At 59.0% G+C, this 21,957-nt stretch carries 20 protein-coding genes, 1 rRNA gene and 1 pseudogene; 11 read left to right on the top strand and 11 right to left on the bottom strand.

The features are described from left to right. The 4 genes from Q7C33_RS21865 to ggt all read left to right on the top strand — a co-directional run bounded on the left by Q7C33_RS21865 (position 1) and on the right by ggt (position 4,713). Entirely contained in the window at positions 1–822 is an 822-nt protein-coding gene (locus tag Q7C33_RS21865) for an ABC transporter permease (RefSeq protein ID WP_407684152.1), read from the top strand. 1 nt (position 823) lies between these two features. Continuing rightward, on the top strand, positions 824–1,531 hold the full coding sequence (locus Q7C33_RS21870) for an ABC transporter ATP-binding protein (protein ID WP_258648277.1): 708 nt from the start codon (positions 824–826) through the stop codon (positions 1,529–1,531). Positions 1,532–1,572: 41 nt separating this feature from the next. Beyond that, complete coding sequence (locus tag Q7C33_RS21875; RefSeq protein ID WP_407684153.1) at positions 1,573–2,652, top strand: FkbM family methyltransferase; 1,080 nt, start codon at positions 1,573–1,575, stop codon at positions 2,650–2,652. A gap of 210 nt (positions 2,653–2,862) precedes the next feature. Continuing rightward, positions 2,863–4,713 carry a gamma-glutamyltransferase gene (gene ggt / locus Q7C33_RS21880; RefSeq protein ID WP_407684154.1) on the top strand — a complete coding sequence of 617 codons (1,851 nt, stop codon included), beginning with the start codon at positions 2,863–2,865 and terminating at the stop codon, positions 4,711–4,713. Here ggt and Q7C33_RS21885 read toward each other — a convergent pair. The 4 genes and pseudogenes from Q7C33_RS21885 to Q7C33_RS21900 form a co-directional block, all read right to left on the bottom strand. Continuing rightward, entirely contained in the window at positions 4,695–4,928 is a 234-nt protein-coding gene (locus Q7C33_RS21885; protein WP_217860335.1) for a helix-turn-helix domain-containing protein, read from the bottom strand. The two genes, ggt and Q7C33_RS21885, sit on opposite strands and share 19 nt — an antisense overlap. Before the next feature lie 7 nt (positions 4,929–4,935). Then, positions 4,936–5,490: a DUF2975 domain-containing protein gene (locus tag Q7C33_RS21890; RefSeq protein WP_217860336.1), complete on the bottom strand. Its 555-nt coding sequence runs from the start codon at positions 5,488–5,490 to the stop codon at positions 4,936–4,938. 95 nt (positions 5,491–5,585) lie between these two features. Beyond that, on the bottom strand, positions 5,586–6,017 hold the full coding sequence (locus Q7C33_RS21895) for a methyl-accepting chemotaxis protein (protein WP_407684160.1): 432 nt from the start codon (positions 6,015–6,017) through the stop codon (positions 5,586–5,588). Between the two features lie 108 nt (positions 6,018–6,125). Continuing rightward, positions 6,126–6,902 (bottom strand): annotated as a pseudogene (locus tag Q7C33_RS21900) (PAS domain-containing protein); the annotation flags it as partial. Positions 6,903–7,122: 220 nt separating this feature from the next. On the opposite strand from Q7C33_RS21900, the gene Q7C33_RS21905 reads away from it, so the two are divergent. The 3 genes from Q7C33_RS21905 to Q7C33_RS21915 all read left to right on the top strand — a co-directional run bounded on the left by Q7C33_RS21905 (position 7,123) and on the right by Q7C33_RS21915 (position 10,515). Beyond that, on the top strand, positions 7,123–8,541 hold the full coding sequence (locus tag Q7C33_RS21905) for a short-chain fatty acid transporter (RefSeq protein ID WP_407684155.1): 1,419 nt from the start codon (positions 7,123–7,125) through the stop codon (positions 8,539–8,541). A gap of 110 nt (positions 8,542–8,651) precedes the next feature. Further along, positions 8,652–9,812, top strand: coding sequence for a hypothetical protein (locus tag Q7C33_RS21910; RefSeq protein ID WP_323155796.1), 1,161 nt, complete (start codon positions 8,652–8,654; stop codon positions 9,810–9,812). A 175-nt stretch (positions 9,813–9,987) separates the two neighbouring features. Further along, a complete protein-coding gene (locus tag Q7C33_RS21915; RefSeq protein ID WP_217860340.1) occupies positions 9,988–10,515 on the top strand; it encodes a lysine methyltransferase in 528 nt (175 codons plus the stop codon). A 10-nt stretch (positions 10,516–10,525) separates the two neighbouring features. On the opposite strand, the gene can is transcribed toward Q7C33_RS21915, so the two are convergent. Then, positions 10,526–11,170 carry a carbonate dehydratase gene (gene can, locus Q7C33_RS21920; protein ID WP_181289760.1) on the bottom strand — a complete coding sequence of 215 codons (645 nt, stop codon included), beginning with the start codon at positions 11,168–11,170 and terminating at the stop codon, positions 10,526–10,528. Positions 11,171–11,303: 133 nt separating this feature from the next. Here can and Q7C33_RS21925 point away from each other — a divergent pair, with 133 nt between their 5' ends. Continuing rightward, the gene (locus tag Q7C33_RS21925; protein ID WP_407684156.1) at positions 11,304–11,708 is read left to right on the top strand and encodes a serine kinase/phosphatase; all 405 of its coding nucleotides are present in this window, start codon (positions 11,304–11,306) and stop codon (positions 11,706–11,708) included. Between the two features lie 173 nt (positions 11,709–11,881). On the opposite strand, the gene rimI is transcribed toward Q7C33_RS21925, so the two are convergent. Both rimI and Q7C33_RS21935 read right to left on the bottom strand, forming a co-directional pair. Continuing rightward, entirely contained in the window at positions 11,882–12,334 is a 453-nt protein-coding gene (gene rimI, locus Q7C33_RS21930; RefSeq protein ID WP_039594544.1) for a ribosomal protein S18-alanine N-acetyltransferase, read from the bottom strand. Beyond that, positions 12,327–13,112: an energy transducer TonB gene (locus Q7C33_RS21935; RefSeq protein ID WP_407684157.1), complete on the bottom strand. Its 786-nt coding sequence runs from the start codon at positions 13,110–13,112 to the stop codon at positions 12,327–12,329. Before Q7C33_RS21935 ends, rimI begins: the two co-directional genes overlap by 8 nt. A gap of 181 nt (positions 13,113–13,293) precedes the next feature. Here Q7C33_RS21935 and mksB point away from each other — a divergent pair, with 181 nt between their 5' ends. Genes mksB through mksF form a run of 3 tightly spaced genes read left to right on the top strand, consistent with a single transcriptional unit; the run spans position 13,294 to position 18,102 of the window. Further along, a complete protein-coding gene (gene mksB, locus Q7C33_RS21940; protein ID WP_258648284.1) occupies positions 13,294–14,574 on the top strand; it encodes an Mks condensin complex protein MksB in 1,281 nt (426 codons plus the stop codon). Further along, positions 14,564–15,265 carry an Mks condensin complex protein MksE gene (gene mksE / locus Q7C33_RS21945; protein WP_014340217.1) on the top strand — a complete coding sequence of 234 codons (702 nt, stop codon included), beginning with the start codon at positions 14,564–14,566 and terminating at the stop codon, positions 15,263–15,265. The genes mksB and mksE overlap by 11 nt, the downstream gene beginning before the upstream one ends. Then, a complete protein-coding gene (gene mksF, locus Q7C33_RS21950; RefSeq protein WP_258648285.1) occupies positions 15,262–18,102 on the top strand; it encodes an Mks condensin complex protein MksF in 2,841 nt (946 codons plus the stop codon). The genes mksE and mksF overlap by 4 nt, the downstream gene beginning before the upstream one ends. A 64-nt stretch (positions 18,103–18,166) precedes the next feature. Here the strand turns inward: mksF and Q7C33_RS21955 are convergent, their stop codons facing one another. From Q7C33_RS21955 to rrf, 4 genes are all read right to left on the bottom strand, one after another. Beyond that, positions 18,167–20,470 (bottom strand): PqiB family protein, encoded by a 2,304-nt coding sequence (locus tag Q7C33_RS21955; protein WP_407684158.1) that lies wholly within the window; start codon positions 20,468–20,470, stop codon positions 18,167–18,169. After that, entirely contained in the window at positions 20,463–21,086 is a 624-nt protein-coding gene (locus Q7C33_RS21960; RefSeq protein WP_217860346.1) for a paraquat-inducible protein A, read from the bottom strand. Before Q7C33_RS21960 ends, Q7C33_RS21955 begins: the two co-directional genes overlap by 8 nt. Next, positions 21,073–21,732 (bottom strand): paraquat-inducible protein A, encoded by a 660-nt coding sequence (locus Q7C33_RS21965; RefSeq protein WP_217860347.1) that lies wholly within the window; start codon positions 21,730–21,732, stop codon positions 21,073–21,075. The genes Q7C33_RS21960 and Q7C33_RS21965 overlap by 14 nt, the downstream gene beginning before the upstream one ends. A 148-nt stretch (positions 21,733–21,880) precedes the next feature. Then, positions 21,881–21,957, bottom strand: a 5S ribosomal RNA gene (gene rrf, locus Q7C33_RS21970); the annotation flags it as partial.

The following is a 21,957-nucleotide window of genomic DNA, read 5'->3' on the forward strand; positions in this document are numbered from 1 at the left end:
ATGCTAAAGCGCAACCAATGGCGATGGATTGAACGTGATTTTTTCGCAGATGTGCGTGTACTCGTGTCGCAGCGAAAACTGGCGTGGCAGCTATATTTGGCGGATATTGCGGAAAATAAACGCAATTCCGGAATGGGGCTCATCGCCCCTTTCATATCGGTATTAATCCATGTTCTCCTGTTGGGCTCAGTGATGGCGCTTGTTTTTAACGAGCCCTTGGTAGAGTTCATACCATTCTTCGCCGTATCATTTTCCATCTGGCAAGGCATTTCCATTTTCGTCTCGGATATATCCTACTCAAACGACAAAGCCATGCGCTACATATCGTTCCCCAGTGTTTCGGGCTTCATCAGCAATCTTGCTTCAACTTACGAGTTTACCGTTGCCTTGCTGCTCAAGATTTGCGGATCGTTTTCCATTATTGTTTTTGTGAACCCGGCAATCGTACTCGCAGCTAACTATTTGGCTTTCATTGTGGGTCTGTTTTTACTGACGCTGGTGCTGTTCACCTGGTCTCTTCCCTTGGCGTACCTCTTCGACAGAGTCAGGATTTTACGGGGACTTTTGCCACAAATACTATTTGCGACCTATTTATTGACTCCGATTCTTTGGTCACCCGATCGCCTTATGTCTCACCGATGGGTTGTGGAATTCAATCCCATTTTCCACCTCATAGAACTGGCTCGGGCCCCCATTATCGATGGTGTTTTCCCCACGACCTCGATCTTCATTAGCCTCGGCTTGATAGTGTTGGGAATTGTCATGTCATATCTCCTTTTTCCGATAAATCGCTGCCTTGTTGTCTACAGGTGGATGTCCTAGCATGAAAGCAGCAGATATCGTAGTTCGAATTAGTGACGCCACTGTTGAAATTCCTTTGAGGGGAGTCAAACAAGAGGTTGTTGGTAAAGATCCCCGAATCATCCGACGGAAGAACGGGGCCGTCGTATTAAGGGCGTTGGAAAACATATCCTTAGAAGTCCGCCGGGGCGAACGTATTGGCATTGTTGGCGGAAACGGTAACGGAAAGACCACCCTTCTCAAACTCATCGGAGGAATGCTACCCGTGGTGTCAGGTTCGGTGGAGGTTCATGGATCTGTACGTACCTTACTCACAATCAGCGCAGGCACAGTGCCCGCCCTGACAGGGAGACAAAACGCCAAGATGCGTTATGCCCTTCTTGGGATTAGAAGCATCACAGAGTCGGAATATGTTTCTGACGTTGAGGCTTTTTCAGACATTGGAGCGTTTTTCGACATGCCCTTGGGTACCTACTCCCCAGGCATGTACAGTCGTATTCAATTTGCCATGAGCACGGTAGAGCCGGCGGATATTCTTCTGTTAGACGAATGGATTGGGGTTGCTGATCAAAACTTCCAAAACAAGGCAAACGATCGTCTTGAAAATTATATTCAGAAGAACGAAGGCTTTTTGTTTGCTTCACATAATGAAGAGTTGGTGAAGCGTATGACAAATCGTACCATCCGCCTTGTCAATGGCAGGCTTGAGACGGGTCAGCATTTGGAGTGAAGCGTGGCACGCTGCCCGAACCAAGGAAACATTAGTATTTTATGAACTATCCGACGCGAAACGAGGGGAACGATTTGGCCGGCAATAGGATAAAAATGTTAATCAAAGGGATGAGCAACATAGCGAGGATCGCACTGCGGGGGTGGGATGCCATCAACAAGATAGACCTCTCCGTTCGGCAGATCGATCGAAAGCTGAACGAAATATGTTCGACCCTTCCAAACGGTCACAGCGTTTCTTACCTGGGTCGTGATCTCTGCCTGGTTAGAACACGATGGGGAGGATACGTGGTCGTGCCATCCTACAATGTTGACGTGGCAGTAGGGATTATTCGTGACGGCGTGCATGAACCTTGGACAACCCGGCTTGTGCAAGAAACGCTCAAGCTCGGCGATACCTATGTCAACGTGGGGTCAAATTTTGGTTACTACACTAGCCTGGGCGGTTTAATTGTTGGTAACAAGGGCAAGGTGCTCTCATTTGAAGCGAATCCCGCAGTTTTCGCTATTTTGCTAAAAACGATAATGTACGCTGGCATCCCCGATCGAACGACGGTATTCAATCGCGCAGTTTTTCGGGAAACAGGAGAGCATTTCAATTTCACCTTTGATTACCAGTTTGCTGGCGGAGGTCATCTTGAACTCAACGCAATAGAACAACCGTGTATGGGAGACCCCTTCTGGTCAAAAGACTCTGTACCGTCGATTCTCGGCCATAACGGCCAATGGTTGCCCGGCAAAGGCATCATGAATAAATTTGAAGCCAAGACATTGGCGTTGGACGACGTTATCGGCGAAGGCCCGGTTGACTTACTTCATTGTGATGTCGAAGCGGCTGAGCCCTATGTGATAACGGGCGCAAAAACCATGATAAGAAACTCTCCTCGATTGAAGATCATTTTCGAGTGGTCAAGCTACAGCTTCGACCACGGTACGGACGAATATCGCGAAGCGGTAAATGATATGTGGACCCTGCTGATCTCTGAAGGTTTTTCTATTCGCCGGCTAATGCCATTTCTTCACGCCGATGGCGCCATCGAGCTCTCCGAGCGACTGACTTACGCAGAGTTCATTGCAGGGGAACATGGCGATTATTTTGCCGAACGATCTTCGCAGCAATAACTGAATCGGCCCCAACGCGCGGCGCAACGCTGTTCACCCAAGGCAACAGATAAATCTGTGGCGGGGGATCTAATCCCTCGTCACGATGAGGCGGGCACTGCCTCAGATAAGCAGCGCTGCACCGACACCCGTTTCTTTGTTCTGATCCCCACTGATTTGCACCCCACGCCTCGTATCGCTACAGTCGGCCTCAATATCCCTGGCCCACGGATGGAGCGACACGTGCTTTCAGACCTCAGACCGAATCTTAATCGCCTGTCAGCCGTTTCGCTGTTGGCTGTCGCCCTGACACTCGCCGCCTGTAAGACTCCGCTCTCCTCCACGCCTCCCTTGCCCAGCGCACCGGAGATCGCTTCCGGCTACCGCACCGATCTGCAGACTCGCCACGCGGACAAACACATGGCCGCCGCGGCGAACCCGCTGGCTGCCGAGGCTGGCCGGGAAATGTTGCGGCGCGGCGGCTCGGCCATCGACGCGGCAATTGCGATGCAGGCGGTCTTGACGCTGGTGGAGCCGCAGTCTTCCGGCATCGGCGGCGGTGCGTTCATTGTGCTGTGGGACGGCAAGGCGGTGCGCACCTATGACGGTCGCGAAACCGCTCCGGCCGGCGCCAGCGAAAAGCTGTTCCTCCAGGCCGACGGCAAACCCATGCCGTTTACCGCCGCGCAGATCGGCGGGCGCTCGGTGGGCACGCCGGGCGTGTTGCGTGCGCTGAAGCTGGCCCATCGCAAGCATGGCCGCCTCCCGTGGGCGACGTTGTTCGAACCGGCAATTGCCCTGGCGGATCAGGGTTTCAAGATTTCTCCACGGTTGCACTCGATGATCGCGGCCGATGCTTCGTTGCCAGGCTCGCCCGACATGGCCGCGTATTTCCTGAACGCCGATGGCAGCCCTAAGGCGGCCGGCACATTGCTGAAGAATCCGGCATTGGCTCGTGTCTTCAAACGCATTGCCAGCGAAGGGCCGAATGCCTTGTATGAAGGGCCAGTCGCCGAAGAGATCGTCGCCAAGGTCCAGGGTCACGCCAACCCCGGCAGCCTTTCACTGAAGGATCTCAAGGGCTATGCCGCCCGGGAACGTGCACCGTTGTGCACCGACTACAAACGCTGGCAAGTCTGCGGGATGGCGCCACCGTCGTCGGGTGGAATCGCCGTGGCACAGATCCTCGGGACGCTGGAAAGCCTCGAACATCGTGACGCCCGCTGGGCCCTCGCGCCGTTGAAGCCGCACACGTCCGACAAACCCGCCGGCATCGAGCCCGCACCCGAAGCGGTGCACCTGATCGCTGAAGCTGAACGCCTGGCCTACGCCGACCGCGCCCTGTATGTCGCCGACTCGGACTTTGTTCCGGTGCCGGTCAAAGGGCTGGTTGATCCGGGCTACCTGGCCAGCCGCGCCAACCTGATCGGCCCGCGCAGCATGGGCGTAGCCAAACCCGGGACGCCGCCGGGCATCCAGGTCGCCTACGCCCCGGACCGTTCGCCGCTGCGCATTTCCACCTCGCAAGTGGTGGCGGTGGATGACCAGGGCGGCGCCGTGTCGATGACCACCACCGTGGAGTCGGCGTTCGGCTCGCACGTGATGGTCCAGGGTTTCATGCTCAACAATCAGATGACTGACTTTTCGTTCATACCCGAAGAAAACGGGCAGAAAGTCGCCAACCGCGTCGAACCCGGAAAACGCCCGCGTTCGTCCATGGCGCCGACGCTGGTGTTCGACCGTCAGAATGGCGAACTGCTGGCTGCCGTCGGTTCCCCAGGCGGCTCGCAAATCATCGAATACGTGGCCAAGTCGGTGATCGGCCTGCTGGACTGGAACCTCGATCCGCAAGCCGCTATCAACCTCCCCAATTTCGGCAGCCGTAATGGCGCGACCGAGCTGGAACAAGGGCAGTTCAGCCCGGCGCTGGTCCAAGCCTTGAAAGACAAAGGCCACACGGTGGGCGAAATCGACATGACCAGCGGCACCCAGGCGATTGTCCGAGTGCGTGATGCACAAGGAAAAGCCTCGCTGGCTGGCGGGGCCGATCCAAGGCGCGAAGGTCAAGCGCTGGGCGACTGATCAGGCTCGATTTGCGGCTGGTAAACCAGCAGGTCTCCAGGCTGGCATTGCAAATAGCCGCAAATGGCTTCGAGGGTCGCCAGGCGTATGCCCTTGACCTTTCCTTGCTTCAACAAGGAAAGGTTGGCCTCGGTGATGCCAATGGCGGCGGCAAGGTCCTTGGACTTGACCTTGCGCATCGCCAGCATCACATCAAGTTGAATAACAATAGGCATGGGTATCTCAAACGAAAGTTCGGTTTTCTGATTCGACTTCACTGGCCTGGGACAATATCCGGGCGATGATCGCAATGCACCCGGCAATAAACAAAGCGACAAAAGAAGGTGCGGTAATGGAGATGCTCAGTATGTGCTGGCCGGCGGGGGCATTCATCGTAACCCACAGGCTCAGCAGCGGTTCGCACAGGAAATCCAGAAACACCCATAGCGCTACTGCACGACCGGCTTTGCCCAGCAGATTGGCAGCTTCGCTGGAGAAATACTGTCCCTGCGCATAGCGGTTGAAGAGCTGCCGCAAATTGACCAACCCTGCCGCCAGCGCCAACAACGGGATACTCGACAGGAGGATCGCGCCGAGGCTTTGCCAGCCAGTCATCGACATTGCGTCCTCGGACAGACTCGACAACATACGTCGGGACAGCGAAAAACCCAGGCCGTACTCTGATTCGATATCAGGGAATAGCCAGATCACAGCGTTGATAATCATCATGGCAGCAACAAAGATCAGCGTAACGGCAGCCATGCGTTGGCTATAAAGAGCAAGGCGATTCGAAGGCATGTGTGGCTCCAACAGAACGAAAGGAGCCCAAAACATAACCAATTAATTATCAATTTACGATAATTAATTGGTGCATCACAATAATTTGAAACACATTACGTCGACAATTGATTGGCAAACTGGCTCACCGCATCCACCACCTTCTTCGCCCCATCCTGAATCTCGACGATCACGCTCCCCGCCTCGGCCGCCAGAGCCAGGCCCTGTTCCGCCTGGTGCTGGCCGTCGGTCATCAGCGCGACGGCATTACGGGCCATGTCCTGGTTCTGGCGGACCACGCCGACGATTTCATCGGTGGCCTGGCTGGTACGCGAAGCCAGTTGCCGCACTTCATCGGCCACCACGGCGAAGCCGCGGCCCTGTTCACCGGCCCGGGCGGCCTCGATCGCGGCGTTGAGCGCCAGCAAGTTGGTCTGCTCGGCGATGCCGCTGATGGTCTTGACGATGGTGCCAATCACCAGGGATTGCTCGTTCAGCGCTTCGATGCCTTGGCCGGCAGTCTGCATGTGCCGGGCCAGGTCGCGCATGACATCCACCGCCTGGGTCACGACGGTGGTGCCGCGTTGGGCGCTGTTGTCGGTCTGCAGGGAAGTGCTGTAGGCAATGTTGGCGGCCTCGGCGACGGCTTTTTCCTGGTTGACCTGGTCAGTGATGTTGGTAGCGAACTTCACGACTTTGTAGAGACGATCGTTGGCATCGACCACGGGGTTGTAGGACGCTTCGAGCCACACCTCGCGACCGTTGCTATCGATACGCTTGAAGCGCCCGGCAACGAACTCGCCGCTGTTCAGGCGCTTCCAGAAATGTTGATAGGCCGGGCTGTTGTATTCCTCGGGCTCGCAAAATGTACGATGGTGCTTGCCCTTGATCTGCGCCAGGCTGTAACCCATCGCATTGAGGAAGCGGTCGTTGGCGGTCAGGACGTGTCCGCCCAGGTCAAATTCAATCACCGCCGTCGAACGCACCAAGGCACCAATCAGGTTCTCATGCTCGCGGGAATTTTCGATGGTGCGGGTCAGGTCGTTGGAGTACATCGAAAAATAACGAACTCGTCCCTCAGCATTGCGCACCGGCTGAAGGATCGAGCGCAACCAGGCCTCTTTGCCATCGCCTCGTGTCAGGCGCACGGCGCCCGAGAAATGCTCGCCACGGGTCAGGGCGGTCTTGAAACGAATCTGGAATTCATTGGACTTCAAGTAAGCCGGCACCAAGTCTTCGATGGATCGCCCTATCAGGTCTTGGCTCTTGTAATGCATCTCGTCGAGAAAGTTCTGATTGACCGACTGCACGCGCCCTTCCGCATCCAGGGTCAGGCCGAGCATTTCACGGTCCAGGCTCTCTTTCACTTGCATGAGACTGGAAAATTCTTGGCGAAGAGCAAGCAGCTCCTGCTTCAGGCGATTGTTGAACATGGCAAGCTCCGGCAGGCAGGAGAAATTCTGCTATTCCCTTTGCCATCGGCCCGGCGATCTTTTTCTAAAGAGTGCCGCCGGTCGGTCTGGAAAATAATCAGGTCGTGCTCGAACGCCGCTCCGTCTCCCATGGTCATTGGATTGTTCTATTGTTTGCGCCTGACCGCCGATGCTTCGTCGCTCCAGATACCCATAACCATAAAAAATCGAGGTAATTGCCGTGACCACCGACATTGAAGACAGCCGTTCCGCCCGCTTCGCGCTGCGCTGTTCCAGTTTTGCCGAGCGCTGGTTCCCTGACTCCTGGGTGTTCGCCGCGCTGGCGGTGCTGGTGGTCGCGCTGGCGACACAGCTCATCGGCGCCACGCCCACCGCGGCAGCCATGGCCTTCGGCGATGGGTTCTGGAGCTTGATCCCGTTCACGATGCAGATGGCCTTCGTGGTGATCGGCGGTTACGTGGTCGCCAGCTCGCCACCGGCCGTCAAATTGATCGATCGCCTGGCGCGCATTCCCAAGAATGGCCGCAGCGCCGTGGCCTGGGTCGCGCTGATTTCCATGATCGCGTCGCTGCTCAACTGGGGCTTGTCGCTGGTGTTCGGCGGCTTGCTGGTTCGGGCCCTCGCCCGTCGCGCCGACTTGAAGATGGATTATCGTGCCGCCGGCGCTGCCGCCTATCTGGGCCTGGGAGCGGTGTGGGCGTTGGGGTTGTCTTCCTCGGCCGCTCAACTGCAGGCCAACCCGGCCAGCCTGCCGCCGTCGATCCTGTCGATTACCGGCGTCATTCCGTTTACCCAGACGATCTTTCTCTGGCAATCCGGGGTGATGCTGCTGGCGCTGATCGTGATCTCGGTAATCATCGCCTACGCCACCGCTCCCGGCCCCAACAGTGCCCGTGACGCCGCTGCCTGCGAGATCGACCCCAGTTTCAGCATGCCGGCGCTGCAACCGCGAACCCGACCCGGGGAATGGCTGGAACACAGTCCGCTGCTGACGATTGCGCTGGTGCTGCTGGCCGCCGGCTGGCTGTTCCATGAGTTTTCGACCAAGCCGGCGATCAGCGCCATTTCCGGACTCAATACCTACAACTTTTTGTTCATCATGCTCGGGGCCTTGCTTCACTGGCGGCCACGCAGCTTTCTTGACGCCGTGGCCCGCGCGGTGCCGACCACCACGGGCGTGTTGATCCAGTTTCCACTGTACGGCTCGATCGCCGCGCTGCTGACCACGGTCAAGGGCAGCGATGCGCAGACGCTGGCCCACCATATCTCGACCTTTTTCGTACAGATTGCCTCCCATGACACCTACGCCTTGTTGATGGGCGTCTATTCGGCGGTGCTGGGCTTTTTCATTCCCTCCGGCGGCGGCAAGTGGATCATCGAGGCACCTTATGTGATGCAGGTGGCCAACGATCTCAACTATCACCTTGGGTGGGCGGTGCAGATCTATAACGCCGCCGAAGCGCTGCCAAACCTGATCAACCCGTTCTACATGCTTCCGTTGTTGGGCGTGCTCGGCTTGAAAGCCCGGGACTTGATCGGCTTTTCCTTCGTGCAGTTGCTGGTGCATACGCCGCTGGTGCTGGCGCTGCTGTGGGCATTGGGGACGACGTTGAGTTATCTGCCGCCAGTGATGCCATAAAGCCATAAAAAAGGGCCGATTTTTCAATCGGCCCACTTCTTCTTCGGCTCCGTCTGTTTCAGTATGGATACACCCTGTTTCGAGGGGCCCACGCTGAAAAGGATCTGAGCATGTTCAAACTCGCCGCACTTCCTCTTGCCGCCCTGGCCTTGAGCGCCACCGCCCAAGCCGCCGACATCGACGTCAACCTTGGCAGCACCGAACGCGTCACCCGTCTCTTCGCTTATCCCAACAACTGCAACGTCATTTGTTTCCGCAACTGGACACTCGAGCAGACCGTCGAGCATTACCTGACGCAAAGCGTCCAGCGTGACGGCTACGACGCGGCCAAGGTCAGCGTCAAAAGTGACAACGGCACCGTCTATGCGAATATCAGCGGCGTGCCGAAGAGCTACGGCCAGCCGCTGAAGAACCTGCTCGATGCCGGGGACTTGGCGTACAACGGCGCCAGCAAACTCAACAATGATAAAAAATGGGCCTACAACTGGTACCTGTTCCTGCCGTTGGGCATGGCCCTGGACAACCGCAAGAGTGTCGAACTGCTGCACTTCCCACCGGATTATTCCCTGACCCAGGCCCAGGATTACCTGGAATCGGCCACCACGGATCGCTGGGCCACGCTGCTGACCGCCAACGGTATTGCCGCGCCGAACACACCGGCTTACCAGACCATCATCGACATCGCGCCCATCGCAGCCCCGTCCAATGCCGGCAGCACGCTGGCAGGGCTCTACAGTTACTTCAACGATTACCAGACCACCATGGTCAAGCAAGTCACTCAAGGTGCCAAGGGCACATCGTTGCCAATGGTGGCCTTCGGCGCGCCCGTCCGGGACTGGATCAAGACCCAATACGGCCAGACCGTCGCCGTGCTCGGCCTGGCAACCATCGAGCCGGCTCCGGGCGCCAAGGTTCCGGTCCTTGGTTCCAACCATCCCAGCTATATCTGGTACGCCGCTGACCCGGCCAGCTACGACGGCGACGAAGCCAAGGCAGATGCTGCGGGCTTGAAAGTGATGGGCCAGGACTTGAGCGCCGCCTGCTGGCAGGCCGGCATGGGCAGCAAGCCAGGCACCGACCCGAGCACACTCTTGAACCAGTGCACGCAAACCTGGCAGGTGACGCAAAAAGAGAAAACCTGCGAGTTGTTCTACACCTCGGTTCGTAAACTGAGCGAGGCGGACGCACAGAAGAAATGTGAGACACCGCCAGTCAAGTCGGAACTGCAACAGCTGAAAGTGCCAATGCCATTGCCCGCAGAAGCCGTATAACCCCTGACAAGCCCTCCCGTGCAAGCCTGCGCTCACACGGGAGGCGCTTACAGCACCTGTCAGAGTTGACAGTAGAAACAACCCACGGTTTGGAGGAATCTATCGGCGTTCTCAACGACCGTTGGCAGGACGCCTGCGCTGAAAAGTCGAGTGCTTGGCACCGACAAGGACTGTCATGACCCAGTTCAAAGCTGATCGCACTGGCCCAGGGAATCGGGACTGCGTTTACCTGGAAACCCAGCTCAGCAGCCACCAGGGCTACCCCTCAATGCACGATTTTGAAGTGCACCAGACGAACGATGGGCGCGGCAACGGAATTGTCGCACGCAAGCAGTTCGCCTCCATGACGCGGATGTGCAGGGTGTCGGGACTGCTGGTCAGTCGCCGACGCCTGCACACCTTGCAGATCCTGCCGAACGTCCACATGTATGACCCACACTTCGCCGGGCTGCTGCTGCATTCATGCAACCCGAATGTCTTCCTGGACATGAGCGAACTGTGGCTATGGTCACTGACCGACATCCGCGAAGGCGATTGCCTGACGATGGACTACGCCAGCACCGAACAGAAGCTGTATCGGCAATTCGCCTGCCGGTGTGGTTCGTCCAACTGTCACGGCTGGATCACCGGATATGACGAATCGCCCAACGAGCAAGGAATGGAGTTCCTTCGGCACTGGCGGCGTCGCTGTCATCGCAACTGAAACGCCCTGTTCAGGGTGCGTCTACCGGGCGCAAGCGATACTGCGGCGGCAGTTGTTCGAAACCGCTGATCGTCGTGTCCAGGCTTTTCCAGCGTCCATCCTTGATGCCGTAGATGCAGCCGTGGATCGACAGGCTTTGTCCCCTATGCCAGGCATTCTGCACGATGCTGGTATGGCCGACGTTCGCCACCTGCTGGATGACGTTGAGTTCGCACAAACGGTCCACGCGCTCTTCTTCGGTGGGCAGCTTGGCCAACGCATCGCGATGTTCGTAGTACAGGTCGCGAATAGAACGCAGCCAACCGTCGATCAGGCCCAACTGGCGATCCTGCATCGAGGCACGTACGCCGCCGCAGCCGTAGTGGCCCGTCACCAGGATGTGCTTGACCTTGAGCACATCCACCGCGTACTGGATCACCGACAGGCAGTTCAGGTCCGTGTGCAACACCACGTTGGCGACGTTACGGTGCACAAACAGATCACCCGGCAACATACCGACGATTTCGTTGGCCGGCACCCGTGCATCGGAACAGCCGATCCACAGGTATTCGGGGGTTTGCTGACGAGCCAGCTTGGCGAAGAAGTCAGGATCCTCCTGCTTGATCGCATCGGCCCAGCGTGCGTTGTTATCAATCAGATCTTGTAATTCATTCATGCTGTCCAGCCTCGATAGAGAGTGCGCAACTGTGACAGACGACCGCCGGTCGAGGTCACGTCGGCGACGCATTGGAATTCCTGGCCGCGCAGCCGGTCGACTCTTAGTAAGGCCCACAGTATGAGGAATTGCCATGAATGATTCACGACGTCCCTTCGATGCGACGCAACCGGAGCCTATCGATGACAATGAAGACCGCATGGGCTCGATGCGTGAGCTGGAATTCGACGATGACGAATACGATGCCCGGATCGGTGATGAATTGCCGGAAGATGAGCGCGAGCATCTGCTACCGGAGGAGCGTGTCCGTGAAGCCGGTATGACAGGCGCCTCGATGGATGACCGCCAGCCGACCGACGATGACATGAGCCCGGAAACCCTGATCCATGAAGACGGCGCCCGGGACGCACTTGAAGCCGGCGAGGATGAACAGGCCGATTGGGACCTGAGCGTCGTTGGTGAAAACGATATTGGTGGAGGCGATGGGCTGGACGAAGCGGAAATGGCCGATATCGATCCGCTCGATGGCAAGCGTTGACTCGACCCTGTGGAGGCGAGCCTGCTCGTCCAGTTGCATTTATGTTGGATGTAGCGCCGCCATCGCGAGCAAGCTCGCTCCCACACGGGTTTTGTGGTTGACCTTAAACCTGACAAACGCCGCCAATCCCCTGTGGGAGCGAGCTTGCTCGCGATGGCGGCAGTCCGGTCGACTTAATCCACCAAGGTACACGCCATGACCACCGCATCCTCGCGCCCGCCCACAGCCGGGTAATAATCGCGCCGCCGTCCAACCTCGTTGAAGCCATAGCGCTCATAAAGCCGAAACGCCGTGCGATTGCTGTCGCGTACTTCCAGGAAGCATTCCCGGGCCTCGGCCTTGTAGGCGATCGACATCAGGTGTTCCAACAGCCGCAGGCCAAGGCCTCGCCCTTGGTTTTCCGGTTTGACCGTGATGTTGAGCAGGTGCGCCTCATCCAGAATGATCTGCACCACGCCGTGACCGACCTGCTGCTCGCCTTCGAACATCAGCCAGATCTGGTATTTGCCCAGCCCATCAAGAAATATCCCCCGGGTCCAGGGGTGGCTGTAGGCTGCGTATTCAATCTTCAGCACAGCGTCGAGGTCCGCCTCGGTCATCGGGCGGAACGATACAGCGTCACTCATTCGATTCTTTCCAGCGCGCCATCAGCCGGCGCATGGCTTGCCAGACGTCAGCCTTGTGCCGTGGCGTTTCCATTAAAAGTTCCAGCCCGGGCAACGCCCAGGCCGAGCCCAGGCCTTCGACCTGCAGTTCGCGATTGAACGCCTCGGCATCCGCCTCGCCGGCAAACTTCACCGCCGGCAGGCCGATCAGCCATAGGCACACGCAGGGCTCGTCTTCGAGCCGCGCCGAAACGAATCCCTGGACGAAATCCCGCGCCGCCTCAGGCCCCTGATCCATCGTGCCCCGTGACAACAGCGGCCAGCGCACCGGTTCACCGATGATCTGAGGGCTGTCCGGCAGGCCGGCGGCGCGCAGCATGTCCTTGAGCAGCAGGTAAGCGGGATCGCGGCTTTGGAACGGATCACCTGTGGGTAATTCCACCAGTAACAGGCAGCGCCCGGCGCGCAGCAACTGCAGGGCGAAGCGCGGCGGCGGTACGTGGGCAACCTTGACCGGGGCCGGCGTTTCGTCGGCCTCTTCTACCGGTTTGGCGTTCGTACGGGTCGAGGCCAGGCTCGGACGCGGGACTTCGATTTTCGGCCGCTCGGCGACAGGCGCCACCGGTTCGGCAACGGTCTTGGCCGCAGGCGCCACTGGTGCCGGCGCGATCTCCACCGGCTCAGGCGCTTCCAACAGCTCAGGCCGCGACGGGGCGGCAAAGGGCAATTCGGTACGCGGCAGCCAGTTGACCACCTGCATGGCGGTCAGATAGGCGCGGCGACGAGACTCGATAAGCAAGGGTCGGCCACTTGTGGATAACTGAAAGTGGCAGCGATTCTACCGCCCTTCGGCGCGGATCGCTTCCCTGTCGCTTCATTAGTTGTTCAATACACGACGACAGTCCGTCCAAGGGGTGAATCGCAACCGGCCCGATGCAGTACAATCGCCGCTTTTAATTGCCAACCCGACGGCCATTGCGATGATCGAACCCAAGCGCGTCTTGCGCGCCCTCGCCGAACACTGGGCATTGCTGGAACCTTTGTGCGAGCACTTCGACCAGGGCACCCTGAGCCTCAACGAATTGCGTTCACAGCTGGCCGCCCAACAACTGGACAGCACGCCCCAGGACATCACCAACCTGCTGGACGTGTGGATCCGCCTGGACATCCTCGTGCCGGTGGCGAAAAGCCCGAACCGTTTCGAGCTCAACGCCCAGATCCATGATTTCCTTGCATACCTGCGCCGCGAACACCGCCTGGGCCTGTGCCTGGAGATCGAAGCGTACCTGCGCCACCTCGAGCGCCTGGCCGGCTACATCCAGGACGCCTTTGACGTGCGCGACGGCAACGACCTGGCCCGCCAGTTGCGCCTGCTGGACATGCGCGTGCGCGACGTCCTCAAGAAACTCGCCAACGACGAACAGGCGTTGGTCGCCGTCGCCGAACGGGCCAAGACCAGCGACCGGCAGATCCCGCTGCGCCAGCGCTATGCCGAAGTGCTAGCGACCTGGGACGAATATGTCGAGCCGATGATCCAGTTGGTGAACGCCGACGGCGCCTTCGAGCAAGGCGTGCGCAAGGTCGAGAATGTGCTGTTGCGCATGCTCACCGAACAGCAGCGCCTCGGTCACCTGGTGGACGACGACATGTTGCTGCGCACCCACGCGCGCATCCTGGAAATGCAGACCAGCGCCCAGCTGACCCTGCGCCATGCCCGGGAACTACTTCTGCCGCTGCGCGAAGAGGCTCGCCGCCACAACGCCGTGACCCGTGGCGCCGCCCTGGCCCTGGCCGCCATTCGCCGCAAAGGCATCGACGCCGTGCCACAAGCGGCCATGCCGCTGTTCACCCGGCCGCAAAGCACCTTCCTGGGCAGCGCCAGCCAGGTTGAAGCCTACGTCTATGCCCTGGCCCGCTTCGAACCGAAACCGGCGCGCTTCCCCAAATCCCACAAGACTCACAAGGGTGGCGAAGCCCCGCGTGCACCACGCACCGTGCGCGAGATGGTCGAGCGTTGCGAAGACGCCCTGCCGATGCCGGACTTGATGACGTGGCTGCTGGAGCAGGAACCGGACGGCGCCACCGACGAATTGCTGTACTGGTTCTCGCGCCTGTCGCGGGAAAAACGCTTCAAGCGCGAGCGTCTGGAACGCCGCGACTACCACACTCACGAGCATCAGGTCAGCCTGCGCTCCTTCGCCCTGCTCTCGGCCGGCGACACCGCCGCCGAGGATTCTGCGAGCATCCCCCATGCATCTTGATCTATCCGAACTGTCCCAGCTGGCGCCGATCTTCCGCGAGCTGTTCAAGGGTTATCACGTCAGCCGCCGCGACCCGGAGCTGTACGCCCAACTGTCGAACTTCCAGGACCAGTACCGCACGCTGTTCAAGGCCTTGGGCTTCGAGCTGGTGTGCGACACCCGTGGCTTCTACTACTTCGTGCCGGACCTGGCCGCCGCCGCGGTGAACAAGACCGCCCAGCGCCTGGCCCTGTTCACCTTCATCCTGGTCGAGCACCTGGCCGACCAGGGCCGCGACCCGATCGCCGTGCTCGACGGCGGCAGCCTGGGCCGCGATGAGCTGCCTTCGCTGCTGGAAAAATACCGCGACTTGTTCATCCAGGCCGAAGTGCAGACCCAGGAAGAGCTGGAAGAAAAAATCATGCGGCGCATGACCCAACTGGGTTTTGCCAGTGAAGAAAACGGTGTGTACCGCTTCCTGCCGCCGATGCATCGTTTCCTCGACGTCTGCCTGTCAGTCCAGCAGGACCGCGACCTGGCCGCCAGCCTGCACAGCGTGTTGCCGCTGCCGGCGCCAGTGCTCATCGATGAAGACAGCGACGAAAAACTGCTGCAGACCGATGATCCGCTGGACCTCAGCGAATTTGAAGGTGAAAGCGAAGAAGACGCACTGGCCCGCGCCATTGCAGAAGAACAGGAGACCGACGCATGAGCAAGGAACGCTACGGCATCCGCCGCTTTGCCCTTTTGAACACCGCTGGCTACAGCCTCGGCTTGTTCCCGCTGGAAGAACCGCTGTCGGTGTACGGCGCGAACAACCTGGGTAAATCCGCCTCGATCAACGCCTTGCAGTTCCCGATCCTGGCGCGCATGTCGGACATGAGCTTCGGCAAGTACAGCCTGGAACAATCCCGGCGCTTCTACTTTGCCTCGGACACCAGCTATATCCTCGTGGAAGTCGCCCTGCCCCATGGCCCGCACGTGATTGGCGTGGTCGGCCGCGGCCCTGGCGGCGGTTTCGGTCACCAGTTCTTTGCCTATGCCGGCAAACTGGACCTGGCCCATTATCAGAAGGACGACACCTGCCTGCGGCAGAAAGAGCTGTTCACCAACCTGGAACGCGAAGGCCTGAAAGCCTACGAACTCAAGCCGGATGAACTGCGCCGCCTGCTGGTCGGTGGTCACACCTCGATCCCGCTGGACCTGACGCTGATCCCGCTGCGCTCCACCAGCGAGCAAAGCCTCAAGACCTTCCGCGCGCTGTTTATCAACCTGCTGCATATGCGGGAAATCACCGCGGCCAAACTCAAGCAACTGTTCCTCGATGCGTTCGAGCACAGCCTGCGCTCGGGCAGCGTGGACTACATCGCCGCGTGCGAAGAAGCCTTCCGCGACGTACGACGCATGGAGCAGGACTACAACTCCCTGGTGGCCGCCGGTCCGCTGGTGGAAGCCCTGGCCAATGGCGTGAAGCAGCGCGATATCCTGCGCGGCAAATTGCATCGCCTCTCGCCGCTGCTCGACTCGCTGCTGGGCACTTGGTCGGACTACGCCAGTGCGCGCAAGGAAGAGCTGACCATCCAGGCCGAGCACTACCGCAACGAGCAGGATTCGCTGCAGAACGACCAGCGCGGCGGCACCCAGGAGCTGATGCGCCTGGAGCGGGAAATCAGCGGCATCCAGCGCTGGATCGGCGAACTGTCGGTGCTCAAGAACCGCTTTGCCCTGGTGGATGACGTTAAGGTGCTGGAACAGGCATTGCTTGCCGCCAAGGACGCCCACGACGAATTGGCCGGCGCCTTGGCCCAGTCCCGGCAATTCAGTGCCGAAGATTTGGAAGAGCGCCTGCGGGACCTGGAAAAGCGCCTGAAGTCGGTCAAGCAACAACTCGATCACGCCGACAACAACAGCTACGCCCGTCTGCGGGAAGAATTCTCCCAGCAGGACGTGGAACGCCTGATGCGCCTGTTCAACAGCGCCCTGTTCAGCCTGCCGTTGGGCGAGCACGGTATCGCGCTGGACGAGAATGGCGACTGGGTCAAATCCATGGAGCTGATCCTCGACGGCTTCAAGGGCGAGCGTTTCGAAGTGCCGGGCCTGTCCATCGACCTGTCCCACATCGAGCCTCCGGCCCTGCAAGCCTTGGCCGACCGTGCCGCGCTGCGTGACCAGAAAGAGCGTCTGGAAAAAGAACTCAAGCAGCTCAAGACCCAACAAGCCGTGGCCGCCGACCGCGCCGCGAGCAAGACCCAGACCGAGGCGCTGTACCAGCAGGTCCTCGATGCCCAGAAAGCCCTGGAAGATTTCCGTCGCACCCAGACCTTGAGCGCCGAAGAAGGCGAGAAACTCGAGCAACTGGCGCAGATGGAAGCCGCCCAGGACGAGCTCAAGCGCTCCAGCGATGCCTTCACCGAGCGCGTCCAGCAGTTGTCCGCCAAGTTGCAATTGGTGGGCCGGCAGATCGCCGACATGGAAGCCAAGCAACGCACCCTCGACGACGCCCTGCGCCGTCGTCAATTGCTGCCGGCGGACCTGCCGTTTGGCACCCCGTTCATGGACCCGGTCGACGATTCCATGGACAACCTGCTGCCGCTGCTCAACGACTACCAGGACAGTTGGCAAGGCCTGTTGCGGGTCGACGGCCAGATCGAGGCGCTGTACGCGCAGGTGCGCCTCAAGGGCGTGGCCAAGTTCGACAGCGAAGACGACATGGAGCGGCGCCTGCAACTGCTGATCAACGCCTATGCCCACCGCACCGACGAAGCCCTGACCTTGGGCAAGGCGCGCCGTGCGGCGGTGACCGACATCGCCCGGACGCTGCGCAACATCCGCAGCGACTACGACAGCCTCGAGCATCAACTGGCGCTGTTCAACCGCGAGATCAACAAGCGCCAAGTGTCCAACCTGCAGAGCTTCCGCATCGTCCTGGCGCCGAACAAGGAAGCGCTCAAGCACATCGACCAGATCATCCACAGCGCCGGCCAGTACGAGGAGGGCGAGACGCTGTCGGTATTCGACCTCAGCCAGAGCGCCGAGCAGGACAACAAGAACGAAGAAGCCAAGGAATACCTGGCGCGTCTGGTGGCGGCGAACCACAACCAACTCGGCCTCAAGGACCTCTTCGAACTGGCGTTCGAGATCACCAAGGTCAACGGCCAGCCGGTGATCCACACCGACATCGACGGCGCGGCCTCCAACGGCACCACGATGACCATCAAGGCGCTGACCAACATGTACTTGTTGCTGCACCTGATGGACCGCGAACAGGCCGGCCGCGTGCGCCTGCCGTATTACCTGGACGAAGCGGCGGACATCGACGAGAAGAACCAGGCGGCACTATTGGAGACCAGCCTGCAGTTGGGCTTCGTGCCAATTCTGGCGAGCGTGAAGCCGCAGGTCTGCGCCAGTGTCGCCATCGACCTGGAAGGCGGCAGCGGCCCGAACGGCATCTACATCGATGAAGCGGACTGGAAATACATACGTCGTCACGATGCGGTGAAAGCTACGGTGAATGTACAGGCGGATGAGCCGGAGCTGGATTCGGTGTGATGTGATTAGCTGGATGTGAAAAGGCCGCGATCCAATGGATCGCGGCCTTTTTGTTGCAACAAGCTTACTTGCCGAGACTGATCTTCGGCGCCCAGGTCAGCCATTCATCTTCGAACTTGTCGAACAGCGGGAACGTCTGCTCCGGCCTGGCCGGGTTACCCATCCGCTCGCCATCCGGCGTCGCAAAAGCAATACCGCCCTGGATCAGCGTCTCCAACGACTCGGTCCGCACCGTCGCTCCCTTGAACAGTCCGAAATCCAGACCGAACCCGCTGCTGTTCCAGAAACGCGTACCGCTACGCACCAGTGGCGCGTACTTGGGTTCTATCAGGATGTGGATAAGCACCCGGTCCGCCGTCTGGCCCAACTCGTAGCGCGTCACTTTGCCTACCGTAATCTCACGGTAAGTCACTGGCACGCCAATCTTCAAAGACCCCCGTCGAGCAGCGCTCAACACCAAGCTCAAGCCGGCCTCCGGGATGGCACTCTCGGGTGGTTCGGCCAAGGCTACGAAGTTTTTCTGCGGCCCGAGGTTTTTCACGGCAGGCTGCACTTCGATGTACTGGCCGGTCACCAGGGTTTCCAGGTTCGAGGTCTTCATCAAACCCAACTCCGGCTTGACCACCCAGAACTGAGTCCCGGTGCGGGCGATACGCTCAGGCACTTCGGTGATGCGTGCGGTGACCAGCACCGACTGCATGTCGGCGCTCAGGTCCACGCCTTCAATCTTGCCCACATCCAATCCCTTGAACCTGATCGGTGTACCGCTGCGCAACCCGTCGGCGCGATCGACCTTGATCGTCACAACGGTGCCCCTCTGCTGCGCGGCTTCGCGGTCCGCATGCAAACGGAACCGTGGGATGCGCCTTTTCAGCGGCACGTTCGGCTCCGGTGTTTCGAAAGCGATGCCACCGGCCATCAAGCTTTGCAGCGATTCGCTCTTGACCTGGATCCCGCCCGTCAAACCACCCGTGAGCGTGACGCCGCTGGCGTTCCAGAATCGCGTCGAACCGTTGACCAATCCCTCATATTCCTTCTCGATATGCACACCGATGATCAGTTGTTTCTTCTTCCGGGAAAACTGATAGCTCTGCACCGATCCGACCTTGACCTGCTTGTAGAGAATAGGACTGCCGACCTCCAACGAACCGAGATTCTCGGTCAACAAGACCAGATGCAGCCCGGGTGAACGCAGATCCAGCGGCGGCGCCTTCGCCCTGGCCTCAAACTCGCGCTGAGGGGCGCCGCCCTTGTCGCCGGGTCGCACCGCGATGTAGTTACCTTTCACCAGCGCTTCCAGGCCTGTGATACCCGCCAGGGAAATCGACGGCTTGACCACCCAGAACTGAGCACCGGCCACCAGGTAATCTTCGGCCAACGGATCGAGCGTCAGCTCTGCGCTGGCACTGGCCAGGTCAGGATCGACTTTCAACGTCTTCAAGCTACCGACCTGGATGCCCTTGTACATCACCGGCGTACGGCCAGCCTGCAGCCCTTCGAAGTCACTGAGCTTGACCTTGACGCGGATCCCGGCAGCGGCCGCATCGAAATCCTCGTACAGGCGAAACGGCAGGCTTGGGTCGGTGGGAGGGCTGTCCTTGCGGTTCTCCGGCGTGGCGAATGCGATACCCCCGGCGACGATGCTGGCCAAGGACTCACTGCGTACCTTGACCCCCGACAGGTTGGCATCGATGCTGATGCCGCTGGCATTCCAGAACCGTGTGTGTTTGCGGACCAGGCTGGCATAGGTCGGCTCGATGAAAACCTTGATTTCTACAGTGCGTTGGTCCTCGGACAGTGAGTAGCTTTTCACCTGTCCGACTTGGATCTGCTTGTAAAAAACCGGACTGCCACGGTCCAGCGAGCCCAGTCGGTCGGCTTTGATCGTCAAGTGCAAACCCGGCTTGGCGTCCGACAACGGTGGTTCTTCGGCCAAAGCCTTGAACTTGCGGGTCGATTCACCCTCCCCAGGACTGATCGCAACATAGTTGCCTGAAACCAGCGTCTCCAGTCCGGTAATCCCTGCCAGGCTCACGCTTGGCTTGACCAGCCAGAAACGGGTGCCGGTCTTGAGGTATTGCTCGACATCCTTGTTCATCTCGATGGTTGCAATGACGCCCTTCGAGTTGCCTTCATCGTCGAGCGTGAGGTCTTTCACTTTGCCGACCGTCATGCCTTTGTAGACGACCTCGGTCTTGTTGACCTGAATACCCTCACCGCTTTCAAAACGCACATTGATTTCGATACCGGTATCGTTGTAAGCCCGCCAGCCGAGCCAGCCGCCGATGATCAAGGCGATCAGTGGCAATACCCAGATGGCCGACCAGTTCGAAGCCGGTCGGGTTTTAGCGGTAGGCAAATCATTCATGGTCGTCATCCGACTCCGTGTTATCCCAAATCAGTCGGGGATCAAAAGTTACTGCGGCAATCATCGTGAGAATCACCACACTGGCAAATGCGATGGCACCGAGACCGGCTTCGACACTGGCCAACCTCCCGAAATTCACCACGGCCACCAGGATGGCGATTACGAAAATATCCAGCATCGACCAGCGGCCGATGAACTCGATAAAACGGTACATGAGGATGCGCTGGCGCGCGGACATGGGTTGGTGACGTTGCACGGAAAAAAGCAACAAGGCGATGCCCACCAGCTTGAAGGTGGGCACAACAATGCTGGCAACAAACACCACCGCAGCAATCGGGATCATGCCGTGCTGAACCAGTTCGATGACCCCGGACATGATGGTGCTGGGCGCACCTTGGCCCAACGAGTTGATCGTCATGATCGGCAGGACATTGGCGGGAACGTAGACGATCGCTGCCGTGATCAATAGCGCCCAGGTCCGCATCAGACTGTTTGGTCGACGAGGGTGGATTCGGGCACCGCAACGGGTGCAAGTCTGTTTATCAGCGCCCGATTCCTGTCGATTCAATTCATGACACTCCGTGCAAATCAGGATGCCTGCATCAATTGCTCGCATGGGTATCCCCTCCTGACAATGCCTGCCAGATCTGATGCGGTGACATCACCACCTCCAGCCAGACCTGAACCAGCAACAAGCTGACAAAACACACCAGGCCCAGTCCCACGGTAATCGCCGCCATATCCGCTAGCTTGACGATGGCAACCAGCACGCCCATGAGATAAACCTCGAGCATCCCCCAGTCCCTGAGATGGTGATAAATGCGATACAGCAACAAGCCGTAACTTCGTCCGATGTTCCAGCGAATGGTCAGCAGCACAACCAACTGGCAGAGCAGCTTAAGCAGTGGGATCCCCATGCTGCTGAGGAAAACCACCACCGCTACGCCCTGCATCCCTGTATCGAACAGACCGACCACGCCGCTCCAAACGGTGTCCTGGGAGGATTGCCCGAGTAAATTGAGCTGCATGATGGGTAGGAAATTTGCCGGTATGAACAACAGCAGCGCGGCGATAACCAGAGCGAGACTGCGCTCCACTACATTGTGCCGGTGAGCGTAGAGCTCATATCCACAGCGAGGGCATTCGGCTCTTTCGCCATGGGCCAGCTTAGGCTTGCGCATCAACAGATCGCATTCATGACACGCGACCAGATCGTCCAGCGGCAGATCTGACAACCTATCAACGTCTGACGAATCGGGCATAAAGCGCTCTGGCTCAACTTAGGTGCGGCTATTCTAGTGCTCCAGCTCGAAAATAACTGTGCAAATTTATTACGAGCTTTCGCAGGCTTTTATAACGAGCAAAACAAAACCCCTACCTGCGTCAGCAGATAGGGGTTTCGGAATTTAATCTTGACGATGACCTACTCTCACATGGGGAAACCCCACACTACCATCGGCGATGCATCGTTTCACTGCTGAGTTCGG

It is taken from the genome of Pseudomonas sp. BP11-1-1 (assembly GCF_052112105.1).
Lineage (GTDB): Bacteria > Pseudomonadota > Gammaproteobacteria > Pseudomonadales > Pseudomonadaceae > Aquipseudomonas > Aquipseudomonas alvandae.